Genomic DNA, 18,035 nt, shown 5'->3' with positions numbered 1-18,035 from the left:
GGCTTCCATGCGAACATAGAAACCCCGCTATCAATTAATTATTGATAGATAATTGTGTATTGAACAGAAGTAGTTACTTTACCAGCAGTAGAAGCGCCAGTTGCATAGTATTCAGCATAGTAGTTAAGGTCAGCACTTGCGCCTTCAGCTACGTCAACCCATTGAGAGTTAGCTTGAGCACCATTTGCACCCGCAGCAAGTACTGGGATGAAGTTGTTGTTGTTACCTAAAAGTTGAACGTTAACGTTTTTAGCACCAGTAGCGTCTTGGTTAAGTAAACGACCAGTATTAAAGTCAACAGTTGCACCTGGTTCGAAGTAAGTAGCCACTTTACCTTGTGAACAGTTAGCTAAGTTGATTTGGAAAGGAGTACGACCAGCAACATCCCCAGCAACAGCTAAAGTTTGTTTAGAAACAGTTGGAAGAGTAACTGTGAAGTCTTTACCAGCTGGGGTAACGATGTCACAAGTTTTGTCTGTAACTAAACCATTAATTGTAATTGTACCATCAGCAGCTTGAGCATTCGCAATCCCTACAACCGAAAGAGCAGCGATCAAAGCAAGTTTTTTCATAGTGTTTTCTCAAAAGTCTGGATAAAAGTTTATTTCCTTACTTTTCCAGTGTTTGACATCTTGAAAAGTAATGCGGCGATCTTAACACTTCTCAAACAAAATGCAAACTAGATCACATTATTTTTTCATAATTTTAATTGAATCACATTTTGTATTTGGCATATAGAACGAGAAGTAATAGCTTATATAGCTGTTTATAAAAGGTTTTTTATTTTATAAAAAGGGACACTACGGAAAAAAGCAAGTTACATAAGAACACTATGTAAAGAGAAAAGAATTGAACAATTTATGTGAAAAATAAGCTTAAATTCTTACAATACAATTATATAGAATAAATTGTACATATGTATACAGAAAAAACATACAAATAGTCACTTTTTATAGAAAAAGAGTGATTTATCTATTATTTCATCAAAATGTGCGATGAGTACGACAAATCACTCTTTAATCATGCTTATTGTACAAAGAGCTTCAAATACTATACTTAATTAAGTTAATGATAGTTGATAAGCACGACTTTGTGGTTAGAACCTATGCTTTCAATGCTAGTGTCCATTTTCTCATTATGTTGAGCTAAGTTAGAAAGACTATTTTTGTTTAAATATTCACTATCAAGTTTAATATTTAAATTATTTACCTCAACACATTCTATCTCGCTACGTTCTGTTGAACATGTATCTTCAACAATATTTCCTCTTATCATTATTGTGTTATTTGCATAACAAAATAGTGGGGAAGTAGAAAGCACCATCAGAATAAGAAGTTTAAAAATATTATTTTTCATTTTATATGCCTATTTATAAAATAGTTTATATATATTTGATACAATATTTTTAATTTAAAAACAATCATTAACTTTAAACCAATAAAAATTATTAATTTCTATGTGATATAAATCACATTAATTACATTAAATAATGTAATGGTTAAAATTATTCTAATATTAATAATTACAGGACTGTAAAACCTCCAATACAAAGTTAAGTTATTGATATTTATGAATTTTATTTTTATAAAAGAATTCAATAAAAATAAAGAATTAAATGATATATGGTTAAATATTTAATAAATATATAATTTATTTTTTATAATTTTAGCATTTGTATCTAAAATAAATTTCAGAGAAGCAAGATGCTAATTTTATTTAAAATGTGATTAATTACGCCTTTTAATTACAAAGTGGAAATTAAATTATTTTTCAAAAGTGATCACTACATAGACATAATTTAAAAATTATTACACATTTTAAATATATTAAGGTGCAAAAGCTAATTTTAGCTTTCTAAGGCTTATTAAAATTCTTCTTGGAATATAATCATGTACGATTTTTTAAAATAAAACTATATCAGGTAGAAATATGGGCTAGAGAAAAAGCCTAATAAGTAGTATTCAAATACAACATCTAAAGGAAAATTACTCAAAGTAGATGCACGTGCTGGAGACAAAAGCACAATGAATATTCGTTTAATTCTAGAGTCACAGAAATTTGATCATGGACTTGAGCAAATGGTGCCATGTATGCAGGTAGTTAAATTTCATGAAGATCATCAACATTTATTTGAGTTTTATAAATATTATCTGAATAAAGAAATCTTTATTCTAGTGACGTTGTCATCAATGGCAGCAATATTTTTTATCGTACAACTGTGATGGTAAGGCAACAGCAAGAAGAAAATGTAGCTAAAGCTTGATAGAACTAAACACATAATAAGGAATTATATAATTGTTCGCATAATGTATATTATGTTAAATAGGATATATGAGAAACTATACCATATATAACGCTTCGCTACTCTATGGTGTTGCTAAGGCTACATTTGACCTTCACTGAATCACAATAGTTTGATCAGACGTATGTTCGAACTAAAGTATGTGTTATGTGTAAATCAAACCTCTACTCAATTTGCTTCACAACAAATTTAAGCAAATCTCTAGGGCTTGTTTAGATCAATCTAACCCTCTCATTTACCAACTAGCTCAGGTTATAATAATAGCCTCCCAAAATATTGTTGATCTATTATGAACACCTCCAATGACCCTTTACACGGCAAAAAACTTGCTGACATTTTGGATGAATTATTGGATTACTACGGTGGATTTGAAGGCTTAAGTCGTAAAATTGAAATTAGATGTTTTTGCATAGATCCAAGTGTTAAATCATCATTGCGATTCTTACGTACCACACCATGGGCACGTGAAAAAGTAGAAAGCTTATATTTGTATGTCTTACGCCAAAAAGCCAAACAGAAATCGTAGCTATCAAAACTTTTACTACTTATATTAGTGAATTCGCCACGGTTTATTTTTGGTTTTTTGCTGTAAAAATTGAATAAAACACTTAATTCTAGGGCTTTGAAGTTTTCGATTTGCATAAATAATATACTGAGGTTCAGTTATTCCAGAGCGAAAATTCCCCAGAATTGGTGTCAGTCTTCCAAGTTTTATATCTTCACCAATATGGTAATCCGCTAGTCTTACTATCCCTTCTCCTCTTAATGCAAGATCTCTCAAAAAAGTCCCTTGAGAAAAGGATGCGATCGGTTTGACAGGAACAATAAAACTTTCATTATTTTCAACAAAGTCCCAATTATTCCAACTACTTGAAAAATTAAAGTGAAAACAACGATGCTGTAACAATTCTTGAGGGTGTTTAGGTGTTCCATATTTTTCGAGATATTGGGGTGAAGCACAGGTTATCCACTCACTATCTCCAATTCGAGTTGCAATTCTTGATGAAGATGGAAGTATCCCTCCATAAATTGCGATATCAACACCACGATCAAAATCATCCTGATATACCGCATTCAACTCAAAATCTACACTTAAGGATGGATAATTATCTAGAAACTCAGGTAACCAAGGTAAAATTTGATGTTGTGCAAAAGTTGGCATCGTTCTAATTTTTAAAACACCACTCACACGGGTTGGAAATGCTTCAGCTAAAGAGTCAGCCTCATTCATTGCAGCTACAACATTTCGTGCACTCTTTAAATATGCAACGCCTTCTTCGGTCAATGTGAGTTGTCTGGCTCCTCTTTGAATAAGACGCACACCTAAACGATTTTCTAGCCGGTTAATTAACTTGCTAATTGCAGATGGTGTTAAATCATTTGCTCTTGCTGCTGCTGAAAAACTTCCATGTTCGTATGCCCAAATAAAGGCCATCAGTTGTCGATAATTGTCCATAATATTTTTCTCAAACATCATTAGAGTAAATTTGAATATAACAGCTTTTAATTTACATAAACTTTGCCTGTTATTCACATGTAGTTTGAATTTGGCGCAATCTACGATCAAATTGCTTTTGCTAGTATCTAACTCAATCGGAATGCTTTATTTCAAGGAGAAAGTGATGCTACAGCAAAGAAATCCGGATTATTCAGCCAATGAAGAACTTATGCCTTTTCAGTTACCACAAGTTCCCTATATGTCGCCAGATCTTGTAATTCCAGGCGTTTTAGATGAGGCTTTGAAAGACGATAATTTATGGGTGCCTACCTCTGACTCTGTAAGTTTTAAACCTCTGCTTTTAAATACTAGTTCTGGTTACTACATAAACTTATTACGTGTTCGAAAAAGTGGTGTGTTATCTAGACATCGTCATACCGGAGCAGTACATGCATTCGTACTTAAAGGTCGTTGGTATTATCTTGAGCATGATTGGATTGCAGAAGAAAAATCATTTGCTTACGAACCACCTGGCGAAACCCATACTCTTTTCGTACCTGAAGATGTTACTGAAATGATTACGCTATTTATCGTGCATGGCGGCTATACATATGTAGACCCATTTGGAAAAGCTGTAGGTTATGAAGATGTGTTTACTAAATTAGAAGCCACACGAGAACATTATAAAAATATTGGCATTCCTGAAAGTGAATTAGAAAAAATCATCCGATAGTAACTGCCTTTTATAAAGAAATGCCAATTCGTAAAGTGATTGGCATTTTGTCTTTTCTACTACTGAAAATTAACCAAGTTTATTAAAGGATTAGATATGTTAAAAATAATGGGATTTCCTGGTGAATATATTCAAGGTGAACATGCTCTAAGAAATATTGGTGATATTGCAACAAGACACCAATTTAAAAAAACTGGAATTATTTATGATCCAGCTATTGAGGGACCTATTTTAGATAAAGTCACTATGTCGCTTAAGCAGTCAAATTTAGATTTTATTAGCTATAAGTTTCCTGGCGAATGTACCTATGAAACGATTGAGCGACTTAGTCGTAGTATGGAACAACACGATATCGATTCCATTATTGCACTAGGTGGCGGTAAAGCAATGGATACCACTAAAGGTATTTCAAAAAAATTAAATATAGCCATTATTATTTGCCCTACAGTCGCGTCTAGCGATGCCCCTACAAGTAGGCTCATAATTGTTTATGATGCGAATCATAAGGTTCAAGGTGTAGAAAAAACAAATCGAAACCCAGATATTGTATTAGTTGATCTAGATACCATAGTAAAGGCGCCTGCTCGCTTTTTTGCTGCGGGTATTGGGGATGCTATTAGTAAAATGTTTGAAGTAAACCAATGTAAAAATTCACATGGCCTGAATTCATTTTCGACACCACCTTTAGAAACAGCATTATTATTAGCAAATAATACTTATAGTAATCTCATCACATGGGGAAAAATAGCGTATGAAGATGTCAAACAGCACCATATTACCCCTTCAGTTGAACGAGTCGTTGAGTCGACAGTACTTTTAAGTGGTTTAGGCTTTGAAAGTGGCGGCTTATCTTTAGCACATGCTCTTATAAGGGGTTTAACAGCCATTCCAGAACTGGCTACCAATTTACATGGAGAGTTAGTGGCTTATGGTACCGTTGTTCAAGCTGTATTAGAAAATAGAGAGCATATTTTTATTATTGAGCTGATTAATTTTCTTAAATCTGTTGATTTACCGACCACAATTGCTGAACTGGGATATCATCAAGAGATCAGTGATTCTATGTTAGAAACGATCATTATGCATACACTGCAAAATGACTATAGTAAAAACTTTGAACCTCCTCTGAATAAAGAAAACCTGAAACAGGCAATAATAAAAACCAATCATTATTGCTAAAGAAAAAAGGGAGACTTCTCCCTTTTTTATCGCATGAGCCAACCACCTGCTATATCAATCACTTGTCCAGTGACGAAACTACTGTCATTTGAAGCCAGAAATTCTACGACTTTTGCGACTTCTGTCGGGGAACCTAATCGGCCTAAAGGCGTATCATCAATCACATGTTGGTTTACTTGATTGCCTACTTCTAAAACCATAGGCGTTTCTATGCGTCCGGGTGCAATTGCGTTTACATGAATGTTGTAAGCACCCAGCTCTCCAGCCAAGTGTCGAGTTAAGCCAATAATTGCAGCTTTTGTTGCACTGTAGTGGCAAGCAACCACAGGAAGATATGCATTTGCAGCAACTGACGATGTATTAATAATTTTTCCAAACTTATGTTTAATCATCTGAGGAACTAAAATACGAATCAAATTAAAAGATCCATTTAAGTTAACATCTACTACCCGTTGCCATTCTTCCGGAGATAATTGCCAGATTTTATGGGCATGTCCTTGATGCTTTGGTGAAATCCCAGCATTGTTTACTAAAGTATCAATAAAGCCTATTTCGTTATAAAAATATTCATAGGCAGCCTGACAAGCTTCATAATTAGCAATATCAGCACAAAATGAACTGACGTGATAGCCTTTATCTGCCAACTCTTGATGCTTAGCGACCAATAGATTGCAATTAAAATCTATTAGCGCAACTGTCGCACCTAACTGGGCAAGATGCTCTGCAATTGCGGCACCAATACCGTTACCAGCACCCGTAATTAGAACTTTTCTATCCTTAAATAATTTTTGCATTATAACTCCGTTAAATATTCTTAAATTTCCATAAAAAAAGCAAAGACCTCTATTTCGGTCTTTGCTTTTAAGTTTTTACTTAACCTGATCTAAATCAATGCCTTTATTATTCTTCCAAGTTAATACTGCAATTGAAGCGATTATGGATACCACAATTAGATAAACATTAAAAATCCAACCTTTATCTATTGAGTAAAGCCAAGTATTCACATAGGAAGCCGTACCACCAAAAATGGTTACTGCCAAAGACATGAAGAAGCCGAGAAAATTAGTTCGATATTTTGTTGGAATTTGTTCTGACATGGCTGCTGGTTTGCAAGACATCAAGAAACCCATTGTAAATAGCCCAATGCTTTGAGCAACTAACAAAGTCCAAGGCTCATTACTAATTAATGACCACAATGGGAACAGCAATAAAGATGAACCAATGTAAGTGATTAAAGAGTTATTATTTCTTCCAATGTAATCAGATAACCGCCCTTGAAATGGTAGACAGATCAGATAAATTACTTGTGCAATACAGCTCATCATAAAAGCATCTTTTGCAGGCATTTTTTGTATGCCGATTGCATAAATAGCTGCACAAGTGACCCATGTATAAAAGGTTAAAGTTGAACCTGCCTCATAAAAGAAAAGCTTAATACCGACTTTCATAATTTTAGAAAAAGGCCAATTTACCTCATCTGACATTTGATCATTATTTTTTTCAATATGTGTTTCGATCATATTTCTACGGAGATAAATTGCAAAAAATGCAAGCCCACCACCAATAGCAAAAGGAATTCGCCATGCCCACTCGTGCATTTGTTGATCTGTATAGGTCACATTGAGTAATGCTAAAAAAAGTGTTGCTAATAATGACCCAGCACCCACTGCAAAAAATGACATGCTAGACCATAAACCACGTCTTTTGGGTGGAGCAATTTCTGCAATATATGCATATGAGGTTGCGGTTTCTCCACCATGAGCGAAACCTTGAACCAATCTAGCAATGAGTAATAGACCTGATGCCCATGCTCCAATCTCTTCATAAGATGGAATAAAAGCAATCATTAAGCTTGCTAAAGCCATCATTACCATCGTGACCAGCATAATATTTTTTCGGCCATATTTATTTGCAAGTGGACCAAATACAAATCCACCTATTGGCCTAGAAACAAAGCCAACAGCAAAGACAGCTAATGTATTTAACAATGCTGATGTTGGGTCAGTTTTATCAAATAATGCTGAAGCAATATATACGGAAGCGACAGCATAAATTGTCCAATCATACCATTCCAATAAATTGCCTATGCCACTCGCAATTAAGGATTTTTTTATGTCTTTCTGCACAACTTGCTGTGACTGAGACTCAATATTTGAAAAGCTAGTCATGGCTACTTCAATCCTTTAAATTAAAAAATAAATGGCATTCCTATTACTAATTTCATTCAAATTAGTGATTTGCCTGACTAGAATTTTTGCATATTTTTTATTGTTTAACGGTGAAGCTCATTCAAACGCATTGTGAATGAAAGGAACATCTATTGGGTAAATTTCCAAATTTTAAAAGAAAAAATAAAACAACTGAAATTTATTGGAAAGAACCAGAACACTGTTCACAAGCGTACCCTTGTGAACGTTTACTAATTTAATCACTCACTCGGATGGCTTTATAATTTTGCCAACAATATGTTCATGCGTAGGTACAAGACCTGCTTTTAAACCCAGTGGCTTAAACACCTTATCTAACACTGATTGAGTAAGTTTACCTTTGTCCTGCTCAATATCAGTTAATGTTCGACGACTTATCCCGACTAAAGCAGCATATTGTTCTTGCGATAAACCCAGTACATTCTTTCGCAAATGCGACAGCAATTGTCCCAGCGTAATCTCACTCAATAAATATTGTTTATATAAATCGATGAGAACTTGCTGACGATCTTGAGTCTGATTTTTTATATTCATAGCAGTTCCCATCTTTTCAATTTAGCTTCTATGTAATCAAATGATAGCGCTGGCATTTCAATAATATTTTTCGGTACTCCTTTATCAACCAATCGTTGTTTTAGCCCAAGCAGATTAATTGCCAAAGACTTTAATGTTCCTAGAGATAAATCAGGATCACACCAAGGCGTAAGTTTTTGAGTAATTTGAGCCCAACGGTATTCACCGCCTTCTTCATACGGACTTCCCCAAGTCGTCGATCTGGTCACAACTTCTGGATCAGCTTTCATAGGTGCAAAATCGTAAATAGGTGAAAGAGAAATCTTTCCAGATTTTTTTAGAAATGATGTATTGCGACCATGATTATCTGAATTACCAAAAATAATATTGAGTAAGTCTCGTTGTAGCCACTCACAGATGAATTGTGGTGCATCAAAATCGGGATCAATGCGAGTCAGCAATCTACACAGATCATTAATTACTTCAAAATGGTTGAGATGACTGCCAGAAGATTTATTTAATACCGAGTAAACAGACTCTAAGCCATGGCGATGCCACTGTTGATCACGCCATTCTGTATCAAATCTTGGTAGCCACAAAGAAGGATACTTTGTACCTTCAATGAGCTTCATTTGGGTTGTTTCAATCGTATTGAAACCTAATTCAGTGAGCACCTGATAGTAATAATATTCGGCTCTGAGAATGTCACAATCGATCTCGCTACGTTTATTTCTCGGAAACTTAACTAAATAATGTTGATCTGGCTGATCAAAATTTTCTTGATAGGTATCAATCCAGACTTTTTGTTCTGGTGAAACTCGGATAAGTAATTTGGGAGCTTCCCCGCCTGCGCCAGTTGCACCACCACTAATGGCACCCATTTGCTGAGCATATTCCAGAAAATCAATATTACGCTCAGCCACATCCTCCTTGCTAAAATAACGTAAGTGTAAGGTTGATTCTGGATTTATAGGAGGCAAGGCTTCCTTAATTCGTAAATTACCCACGGGCGCCATCCCCCCTTTTTCTAACAAAATACTTTCTTGCTCAGAATAGGTTAAACGTTGTAAATCTAGATAATTCACCCAATAACGTCGTGCAGCACCAGAAGGCACGATATCATCTAAAAAGCCAAACCATGTGTTCGATTCATGTTTTATAAGAATTTGTACAGGAAGTGATAGACTACAGGCATGCTCATCTCGTCTGTCTAAATATTGAATTGCATAATCCAATTCATATTCTAATTCACTGCCACTCGTTGAACCCAACTTAGGTTCTAGCAGTTTTAGATCTGCTATATCTACCCAGTTTTTATCTAGTAAGGCTTGTATTGTTAATTTTTTCATGGCAGTAAATGCGCAAATATTTTCTCAAAAATACTATAAAAAAAAGATTTTGTGAATATATTTGCGCATTTTTATTTAAATATCTCAATTTTGCGCAAATATTTGCTCATTTTCGTATTGCCTGATATTAGATAGCAAACCTGTCTTTTGACTTTTTCCTTTAAAATTTTTGTTTAAATGTCATATCTAACCTAATCAAGCTTTATAAAATAATTTTTATAATTTAAATAATGGATAACTAAATATGGATCGTTTTAAAATTATTTTATTTATTACAATTACATGTTTAACAACAACTCTTTATGCAAAACAACAAGTCGTCTGTGTTTTTGACCCAATTGGTAAATCGGGAGATGCTTTCGCTCTAGCCAAAGATTATGCACTTGAAGCCAAAAATTGGGGAGCAGATCTATCTTTAAAAGCCTATGTTGATGAGCGCGTTGCGGCTGAAGATTTAAAAGTCGGAAAATGTGATGGCGCTATTATTAGTGGCTTACGTGGCCGTCAGTTTAATAAATATACAGGATCTTTAGATGCTGTTGGCGCATTAACAAATATGAAAACGGCAATTAATGCCTATAAGCTTTTATCCTCACCAATGGCCGCAAAAAACATGGTGGTAGGTCCTTACGAAATTGCAGGTTTAGGCACAATTGGCCCTGCATATTTATTTGTAAATGATAGAAGTATCAATACACTCGCTAAAGCTGCCGGTAAAAAAATTGGGGTATTTAAATATGATGAAGCTCAACCAAAGCTTGTGCAACATGTCGGAGGTCAGGCTGTATCGGTAGACGTCACCAATGCCGGTGCAAAGTTTAATAACCATGAAATTGATATTGTGCCCGCTCCTATTGTGGCATTTAAACCTTTTGAGCTACACAAAGGTTTAGGTGACAAAGGAGCAATCATTCGTTTTCCCTTAACTCAAATTTCAGCAAATTTTATTATTCGTAAAGACCAGTTTCCAGCAGGTTTTGGACAAAAGTCGCGAACTTGGGTAGCCAGCCAATTAAATAGAACGTTTGGGATTATTGCCAAATATGAAAGTGATATTCCTTCAAAATACTGGATGGATATTCCTAAAAATGAACAATTAAATTATATGAAAATGATGCGTGAGGCACGAATACAGCTAACCAAGGCAGATATCTACGACCCTAAAATGATGAACTTTTTGAAAAAAGTGAGATGCAAAGAAAACCCAAGTAATTTTGAATGTGCGTTAAACGATGAATGAATACTCAAAACATATGCACATCTTATTTTAAGAGGCTCTACCCTCAGTTATTCATTTCCTCTCGGGCTTATTGGGGCGTTTTACCCGACCACTCTTTATAAGCCCGTGTAAATGGGCTGTGCTCGGCATAACCTAACAGCTAAACATATCACTTACTAATATAATTTGAATATTAAGATAAGTTAACTTAGTGCTATCTTTGACTTAAAGCTATTATGATGAAAAGTATTGTGCTTTTAATACCTAATTTCTAATAGAGAAAGCGTTTTATGAATGTTTCGCCAATCATTGTACTTGATTTCGAGACCACAGGAGTCAGCCCTGAGGCTGGCGATCGTATTACAGAAGTTGCGGCTTTACGTATTGTAGAAGGTGAAATCACAGAACGTTTTGTTTCACTAATAAACTGTGGTGTAAATATTCCATACTACATCACAAAGTTGACTGGTATTACTCAAGATATGGTTAATCATGCTCCTTTAGTGGAAGAAGTCATTCCTTCTCTATTGGACTTTATTGGAACAGATCCTTTACTTGCTCACAATGCAGGATTTGATGAGAAATTCCTAAAAGCAGAAAGTATTCGACAGGAGTTAAATCCATCACACAATGGACTCATTTGTTCTTTGAAACTTGCTCGCCGTATTTTACCTCATCAACCCAGTTATCGACTTGGGGCAATGGCAGACTTATTCAACATTAAGTTTAATGGCACAGCTCATCGTGCAGAAGCAGATGCTGAAGTTACGGCTCAATTATTCAACTATCTTTGTACGAATATTTGTCACACATATGGCTTCAATAGCATTGATCAAGATTTATTGTTAACCATTAATAAACTTACTATATCTAGAGTACCGAAATACCTAAAAAATATAGCTGCCCAATCCTTACTTCTTAAATAGCAATCCATAGGCGACATTCCCTGCTAATTTATGGTTGACCTCACGCCAATAATTTAAAACCTCATTCTTTTCTATAGGAGCTAAGAAGCCTATTGAAGCTCCGTTATTGATAGAATCTTCTAACAATAACGATAGGCCTTCTTCATAATCACCAATTTCATTTACCTCTAAAATTTCAATCTTTTTCATCATTCTTCTCAAAGTTATTTGAATAAAATTTCATTAGATCTTATTAAAGATGTCTGCTCTCCTGCGTTTACCAATGTATGTAAGAGCAGAAGCGATATATTTTAGAAAAATTTTTAAAATAAAAGATAAACGGGCTACTTCATCCGTAGACCATTTATCCTTTAGAGCTTAGCATTACACCATGAAAATATACTTTATGGAGAAACAAATATTTTCATTTCAACATTCTGATTAGATGTTTGGCTATACCATGTGTCTAAAAGTTGATAAGCTTGAACTGTTTCAGCACAAGCCATACTTGGGCTACTTAACTGATCCTTAAAATGCTTATACGAAAAAGAATTACCCATGACCAACCATATTTCTTTAGATACCAAAGGATTTTTTCGACGATCATCAATCACTTCAATAACATCATCTAAAGAATGATGCATATCAAATTTTTTATTAAATAACCGAATACGATTATTTAAACATATTCCTTTAGTGTTACCATTTGGTCGAGGCCATGCCCCTTTAATATTTGTAATATTGGCATAACGTGAAGGGCTGCTATTTAATAAATAATGTAGATTTTTTAGAGCTTGACTTCCCACTTCATATATTGCACCTGCTGAGGATTCAGGTGATTTCGGACTTTTTCCACATTTAACATGCACGAATACAACCTTATCTTTTGAAGATAAAATAAAATCCGCTGGCTCAGTCCCCATATCTGTACATAACATTAGATCTACATTTGGTAAATGTTCGAAAAATTGGCCTAAATTATTTAGACTGACACTCGGATTTTGCACATTAGACATCTGATCAATTAAATAAAAAATTGAATTATTTCCAAAAGTAACAATTGATAAATTATCTTCATCTTTTTCTGTTAAATTAATATTTAACAAACAATCTAATGGAATTACACCACTCATAATACTATGATTTAGCTCACCTTTTTCCACAGGAAGTTTGTGTTTGTAAAATAATCCATTGAGAAAATTTGTTCCATCTTTATATAATAATTTTACACTTTTCCTATTAAAAAATTCATTAATTTTTACTTCACAACCATCAATAAAAAAAGTTATATCATCATAACAATGAGCTATAAGCTCTTTTTTATCATCAAAACTAAAAGTTATAAGGCTTTTTAAATTATAAGTTGGTAAGTAAACAGTATACTTATTAGTAGTTAAATAATAAAAATTAAAAAAAGAAATTCCTTTCGAATATTTTTTATAAATGAAAGTATTATCTATTTGCTGTTTAAAACCATTATAGCTAATTTCCAAGATACCCAAAATATCTGAGAAATCTAATATACAAGCTATAGGTTCTTCTTCAGGAGCTTCATCTATAGCCTGTGCAAAAGAATTTAGAAAACGGCTTCTTACTTGTCCATTTTTAACAAAAGCTATATTTATTTGGTCTAGCCACTCAATAAAACCTTCATAAGTGAAATTATTTTTTTTCTGATCACAGATTCGTCCAGACCCTACACCTAAATAAAAAGAAGAGTCAATTTTATCATTTTCGTTAATATTTGATACTACAGCAGTTGTAACTGCATACGTGGAGTTTGATTGTGAATGGTTAGTCGCCTCTAGATCACGACTCTTTAGGGATATACTTTCTGGTCGACTTTCGCTAAATTGAAGTGCTCGTGTATTAGCCTGCTTTGTTCGGGTTTGTTCTGTTTTAGCTACAACACTAAACAATTTATCGAGATCAATAACTCTGCCAATTTTAAGATCCTCTCTATTATTGAATTTTCTGCCTTTACTATCAAAAATTGAAATAATATCTCCTATTTCTCTTATTATCATAATTTCTAAAGATGGTTCAAAAAATAAACTATCTTTGAGAAATTTAGAATTATTAAAACAAACAGATGTAATTACTCCTGACTCACTATCATATTTCGTTAATGCACCTTCTCTCTGGAACTCCCAATAAAGCTTATCTATACAGTCATTCAAACTAAAATTGGCCAATTTATTATAAAAACAGACTGAGGCGAGAGGAATTTCTAAAGAATTAATGGGATTAAATTCTTTAAAATTAAATTTTTTCCGATAGCAAGAGTCAAAATAGCTATGTTCAGGAAAAACATCTAAATAATTTTCTACTAGAAGAGCAGTATCGAGAGTATTTAAAAAGCGTTCTGCTGATTCAGGATTGGAAATATACTCATCAAATTCTTGATAATTTTCCCATAAATTATTATTACTTTGAGTTGATATTTCAAACACTGTTGGCTGATAGTTTTGATATATTCTTACTACCCGCCCGATAGTTTGTACTAACTCTTTTCCACTACCTACAGGATAGGTTAAGATCAAAATTTTAGCCTCAGGTATATCAATACCCTCATCTAATTTTCTCTGATGAATTAAAACTTCATAATTCAATTCTGCTAAATTTGCAGGAACATCACGATAAATATTTTCAATTTCTTTATCTTTAAATTGATCATGAATTGCGGCAGTTCTATATAATTCTTTAAATTTTGAAAAAAATAATTCTATATCATGAAATTCTTTACATTTAATGATGCAAACAGCATCGGGTTGTAATTCTTTAATTTTATTTATTTTTTCATAAATATTTGAAAAATCGGTATCTAATTCAATATTTTCTGAAGCTTTAGATAATGTAATTGTCTCAAATATAGGAGCTACAATTACATCATCTTTTACAGCTTGTTTATAAGTATAAATATAGCTATGTTTTGCATCTATATCAAAGCTAAAAAGATCATTCCTATAAGGCGTTGCTGTTATTATTACTTTTCTTGCATTTAATTCTCTAATCGCAGTCCCCCATTTAGGAGATGGTTCAGCATGTCCTTCATCAATTAATATAAGGCTAAATGTATTTTCTAAAGCTGTTAATTCTTCTTCACTTAGACTTGTAATTTTTTGGAAGGTAGTACAATAAATACCATTATCATCAGTATTATTAATTTGGTTAAAGATTTTTTTTATCAAAAATTGCTTGTAATCTACATCTTCTTGTAAGATTTTTTGAAAGAATTTTCCTTTCAATTGCTTATATAATTGATCACATACAGCTCTTCGATGAGTTACAACTAATATTTTTTCGAAACTAGAAAAATGACCAACTGTACAAATTACACCACTTTTTCCAGCTCCTGTAGGAAGGCTAATAAGACAAGATCTTTCCGACCCAGACTCTAAATATCGCTGTATGGTTTCAATACTTTCTAATTGGCAGGATCTAAGTTTACTAGTTATCAAATCGTTAATTTCTGTAATCATGACATTTTAAATAGCTGTTTTTTTGAACTTTTATCACATTTTTTTCTTTACGTATAGTATACAAAACAAACTATTCACCAAAGTCTAATATAGTTTTATTAACTCTTAAGTTTTTATTCTGCTCTTTAATCTTGTATTTATTTCTTTTTAATAGATTTATATTTATAGATAAATTATCTAAAAGCCGTACCACGTATTAAATCCTACTTATTGGTACGGCACTTCAATCAAAATGTTCTCTCACCCAAACTCCAACAAAAAATACTCAAGTAATCTCTTCCGTTCATCTGGTTTGTTTGGGTCTAAAAGCTGAACCATTGCTCCATCAATCACAAACAAAAACATGTGTGCATCTTGTTTTGAAGCATTCTCATTGCTTTTTAAAAGCAAATGATAGATTTCATTGATCAGCCAATTACGATAATCAACTACGGTCCCATAAGCCTTGGGATGTGTTTTAGCAATTTCAAAAATCGCTTTAAACGGCAAATGGTAAAGCCCATCTAAGTCGGCGTGTAAGTAATAAATTTTGCGGAGTTTTTCAACTAGCGTTAATTCTTTTTGAACATTGATAATCGAAATCACCTCTTGTTTAAGTCCATCTTTTTGAAAAGTGAGACTCATTTCAATGAGACGTTCTTTTGAGTGAAAGTAGTTATAAAACGTGGCTTTGGGGATGTTTGCCGACTCAATAATTCGGTCTATCCCCACATTGTGGAAGCCGTATTTGTTAAATAAATATCTTGCTGAATGAAGTACGCCTAAAGCACGAAATGGAAGATCTGAATGTGGCATAGTTTTACCGTTATAAAAAATTATTGTTGTATATAAATGAGATATAAAAAGGCATAGCAAAGCCGTAAAGACTGTGCCCAGCACATCTCAAGATTTAATTATCTAAGTTTTAAGTAATAACGAGCTAAAGCCTGAAAAAGCCTTACGGCGATCAAGCTGCGTTAAATGTTTTAAGCTGTGTCGTTATAGCTTTTGGCAGAGGCTGCCAATAAATAATGGATGTGCAAAGCCAACTCCTTATATATGGAGTTCTGCCAAGACATTAGAATTATGGTGGCAGAACGGAAGAGGGTTCGCAGACTGGTTAAGACATCCAGCACACCCGAGGGTGTCCCTCTCCCGTCCTACCGCTACGGGAGGGAACGAGGAGCTTACGCACAAAACTATTCCTCAGAAGAAATAATCCTGATGCGGTCTTAATACGGTCTGCGACAACCGACTGGCAATGTAGGCCAGCCCGCAAATGGTAAACTTCAATATTTGAAGTGTCAATGTGAAATTGGCTAGAAATTATTTAAATAATTATTGTTTTTCATTTAATTACATAATTAAGGAAATTCTTAAGTAATATTTTTAATCTACCCTTATATCATTAAGTTAAAGTTTAAAATTTCAAAAACTTAATTTCTAGATTGGCCCACCTCAACTAAGAATTAATAAATAAAAATGAATGACTACCGTTATTAAAGAGAGTTTTTATGAGTGGCTATTCAGTATAAACTTGTGATTTAAGCGACCAAACTCACAAATTAGGCCGCGTCATATACTTAAAGTGATAAGAGCAAAAAATGACTCAAAATAAAGTTGAATTAGCAGAGAAATTGTCAAAAGAATCTCATCAAGGTCAAAAGTATGGTTCTCACGATTACTTTGATTACCATATTAAAGGTGTGGTCAATTCATTAATTGAGCATCGATTTTCAGAAGTCTATATTATTACAGCCCTTCTACACGATAGTGTTGAAGACACACCTCTTACGCTAGACAAAATCGAAAGTTTATTCGGAAAAGAAGTTCGTGATGCCGTTGATGCATTAACTAAACGGGAAACTGAAACACGCGAAGAATATTTAATTCGTTGTAGTTTGAATCCGATCGCTCGAATCGTGAAACTTCATGATGCAGCCTTTAATGCGCATAACTCACATAAGGAAAATAATCAATCACGTGTAGATTATTATCTTCAAACCATGTTAATTGTTTCAACAGCACAAGATAGGTTGGAATAAAAAGACAACGAAATGAATCCGTTGTCTTTTCATTTTTTAAGATTGTGCAAATGCCCAAATATCTTTTGATGCAACCGTGTCAGATACGAGTCTAAAACTCATAGGTTCTAAGTCTTCATCCACCACAACATAACCTTTCGAGTTGTTTTTTAGCGCATCACACTTGTTATCGGTCAGTTGATAGCTTGCCGTATTCGCTAATGCACTTTCACTAATAACACCTGTAAACACACAATTTGGGTCTTTCGAGACAATTTTGCCTTGTGCATTGACCTCGGCATTTACCGTTGTTCCATCTGGAAAAGATAAATCGTATGTGCCGGCTAATTGATTAATTGAAAGTTTCTGATCATCAATTTTTTCATAATGCGCTAATTCAACGGTCATCGCTTGATTAGACTGATTGCTCTGCCAAGCTTTGGTTTTTGCATCGTAGCTCATCACAATCTTGGCACGGTTTTCATCATCATCTAAAACCAATAATTTAGAACCATCTGCGCCAGAATAGTATTTACCCGCCATTGGTAACTCTTCTTCAGTTTCGGTACTAATAATATAAGTACCGACATCTAAGCTCGGAGCTAAGGCAGGTTTTTCAGTTGAGACTTGGTCATCATGATCATTGTCATTACAAGCCGCCAATCCAAGCCCAAGAAGTAAAACCAACAAACAACGTTTCATGGT

Annotated in this window: 16 protein-coding genes and 2 pseudogenes; 6 read left to right on the top strand and 12 right to left on the bottom strand. The window is 33.9% G+C overall.

Annotation, left to right across the window (positions count from 1 at the left end; all coding sequences use genetic code 11):
* Positions 1 to 38 precede the first annotated feature (38 nt).
* Both AC2117_RS09290 and AC2117_RS09285 read right to left on the bottom strand, forming a co-directional pair.
* Positions 39 to 572: a fimbrial protein gene (locus tag AC2117_RS09290; protein WP_003651778.1), complete on the bottom strand. Its 534-nt coding sequence runs from the start codon at positions 570 to 572 to the stop codon at positions 39 to 41.
* A 493-nt stretch (positions 573 to 1,065) separates the two neighbouring features.
* On the bottom strand, positions 1,066 to 1,356 hold the full coding sequence (locus tag AC2117_RS09285; protein ID WP_133973583.1) for a hypothetical protein: 291 nt from the start codon (positions 1,354 to 1,356) through the stop codon (positions 1,066 to 1,068).
* A gap of 1,235 nt (positions 1,357 to 2,591) precedes the next feature.
* Between AC2117_RS09285 and AC2117_RS09275 the strand changes: the two genes are divergently transcribed.
* The gene (locus AC2117_RS09275; protein ID WP_074947644.1) at positions 2,592 to 2,828 is read left to right on the top strand and encodes a VF530 family DNA-binding protein; all 237 of its coding nucleotides are present in this window, start codon (positions 2,592 to 2,594) and stop codon (positions 2,826 to 2,828) included.
* A 24-nt stretch (positions 2,829 to 2,852) separates the two neighbouring features.
* Here the strand turns inward: AC2117_RS09275 and AC2117_RS09270 are convergent, their stop codons facing one another.
* Complete coding sequence (locus tag AC2117_RS09270) at positions 2,853 to 3,836, bottom strand: LysR family transcriptional regulator (RefSeq protein WP_264757595.1); 984 nt, start codon at positions 3,834 to 3,836, stop codon at positions 2,853 to 2,855.
* An 88-nt stretch (positions 3,837 to 3,924) separates the two neighbouring features.
* On the opposite strand from AC2117_RS09270, the gene AC2117_RS09265 reads away from it, so the two are divergent.
* Complete coding sequence (locus AC2117_RS09265; protein ID WP_080027104.1) at positions 3,925 to 4,473, top strand: 2,4'-dihydroxyacetophenone dioxygenase family protein; 549 nt, start codon at positions 3,925 to 3,927, stop codon at positions 4,471 to 4,473.
* A 96-nt stretch (positions 4,474 to 4,569) separates the two neighbouring features.
* Positions 4,570 to 5,652: a glycerol dehydrogenase gene (locus tag AC2117_RS09260; protein ID WP_133973581.1), complete on the top strand. Its 1,083-nt coding sequence runs from the start codon at positions 4,570 to 4,572 to the stop codon at positions 5,650 to 5,652.
* Between the two features lie 26 nt (positions 5,653 to 5,678).
* Here AC2117_RS09260 and AC2117_RS09255 read toward each other — a convergent pair whose 3' ends face one another.
* The 4 genes from AC2117_RS09255 to AC2117_RS09240 all read right to left on the bottom strand — a co-directional run bounded on the left by AC2117_RS09255 (position 5,679) and on the right by AC2117_RS09240 (position 9,721).
* Entirely contained in the window at positions 5,679 to 6,446 is a 768-nt protein-coding gene (locus tag AC2117_RS09255) for an SDR family oxidoreductase (RefSeq protein ID WP_133973579.1), read from the bottom strand.
* A 75-nt stretch (positions 6,447 to 6,521) separates the two neighbouring features.
* Complete coding sequence (locus AC2117_RS09250) at positions 6,522 to 7,820, bottom strand: MFS transporter (protein ID WP_133973577.1); 1,299 nt, start codon at positions 7,818 to 7,820, stop codon at positions 6,522 to 6,524.
* Positions 7,821 to 8,084: 264 nt separating this feature from the next.
* Entirely contained in the window at positions 8,085 to 8,393 is a 309-nt protein-coding gene (locus tag AC2117_RS09245; protein ID WP_005040627.1) for a helix-turn-helix domain-containing protein, read from the bottom strand.
* Positions 8,390 to 9,721, bottom strand: a complete 1,332-nt coding sequence (locus AC2117_RS09240; RefSeq protein WP_133973575.1) for a type II toxin-antitoxin system HipA family toxin — start codon at positions 9,719 to 9,721, stop codon at positions 8,390 to 8,392. The genes AC2117_RS09245 and AC2117_RS09240 overlap by 4 nt, the downstream gene beginning before the upstream one ends.
* A gap of 244 nt (positions 9,722 to 9,965) precedes the next feature.
* On the opposite strand from AC2117_RS09240, the gene adeT1 reads away from it, so the two are divergent.
* Positions 9,966 to 10,961, top strand: a complete 996-nt coding sequence (gene adeT1 / locus AC2117_RS09235) for a putative multidrug efflux protein AdeT1 (RefSeq protein WP_133973573.1) — start codon at positions 9,966 to 9,968, stop codon at positions 10,959 to 10,961.
* A gap of 67 nt (positions 10,962 to 11,028) precedes the next feature.
* Here adeT1 and AC2117_RS09230 read toward each other — a convergent pair.
* Positions 11,029 to 11,100 (bottom strand): annotated as a pseudogene (locus AC2117_RS09230) (hypothetical protein); the annotation flags it as partial.
* A 130-nt stretch (positions 11,101 to 11,230) separates the two neighbouring features.
* Here AC2117_RS09230 and AC2117_RS09225 point away from each other — a divergent pair.
* Positions 11,231 to 11,866, top strand: a complete 636-nt coding sequence (locus AC2117_RS09225; RefSeq protein WP_133973571.1) for a PolC-type DNA polymerase III — start codon at positions 11,231 to 11,233, stop codon at positions 11,864 to 11,866.
* On the opposite strand, the pseudogene AC2117_RS09220 reads toward AC2117_RS09225, so the two are convergent.
* From AC2117_RS09220 to AC2117_RS09210, 3 genes and pseudogenes are all read right to left on the bottom strand, one after another.
* Positions 11,862 to 12,055 (bottom strand): annotated as a pseudogene (locus AC2117_RS09220) (GNAT family N-acetyltransferase); the annotation flags it as partial. The gene AC2117_RS09225 and the pseudogene AC2117_RS09220 sit on opposite strands and share 5 nt — an antisense overlap.
* A gap of 194 nt (positions 12,056 to 12,249) precedes the next feature.
* Complete coding sequence (locus AC2117_RS09215) at positions 12,250 to 15,327, bottom strand: DEAD/DEAH box helicase (protein ID WP_133973569.1); 3,078 nt, start codon at positions 15,325 to 15,327, stop codon at positions 12,250 to 12,252.
* Positions 15,328 to 15,567: 240 nt separating this feature from the next.
* Positions 15,568 to 16,122: a TetR/AcrR family transcriptional regulator gene (locus AC2117_RS09210; protein ID WP_133973567.1), complete on the bottom strand. Its 555-nt coding sequence runs from the start codon at positions 16,120 to 16,122 to the stop codon at positions 15,568 to 15,570.
* 788 nt (positions 16,123 to 16,910) lie between these two features.
* Between AC2117_RS09210 and AC2117_RS09200 the strand changes: the two genes are divergently transcribed.
* Positions 16,911 to 17,351, top strand: coding sequence for an HD domain-containing protein (locus AC2117_RS09200; protein WP_133973565.1), 441 nt, complete (start codon positions 16,911 to 16,913; stop codon positions 17,349 to 17,351).
* A gap of 36 nt (positions 17,352 to 17,387) precedes the next feature.
* Here the strand turns inward: AC2117_RS09200 and AC2117_RS09195 are convergent, their stop codons facing one another.
* Positions 17,388 to 18,032, bottom strand: a complete 645-nt coding sequence (locus tag AC2117_RS09195; RefSeq protein WP_133973563.1) for a hypothetical protein — start codon at positions 18,030 to 18,032, stop codon at positions 17,388 to 17,390.
* Positions 18,033 to 18,035 lie beyond the last annotated feature (3 nt).

This window comes from Acinetobacter calcoaceticus, assembly GCF_900520355.1.
Classification (GTDB): Bacteria; Pseudomonadota; Gammaproteobacteria; order Pseudomonadales; family Moraxellaceae; genus Acinetobacter; species Acinetobacter calcoaceticus_C.
Note: the sequence above shows the minus strand (reverse complement) of the source record. Positions and strands in the feature narration are given on the sequence as shown.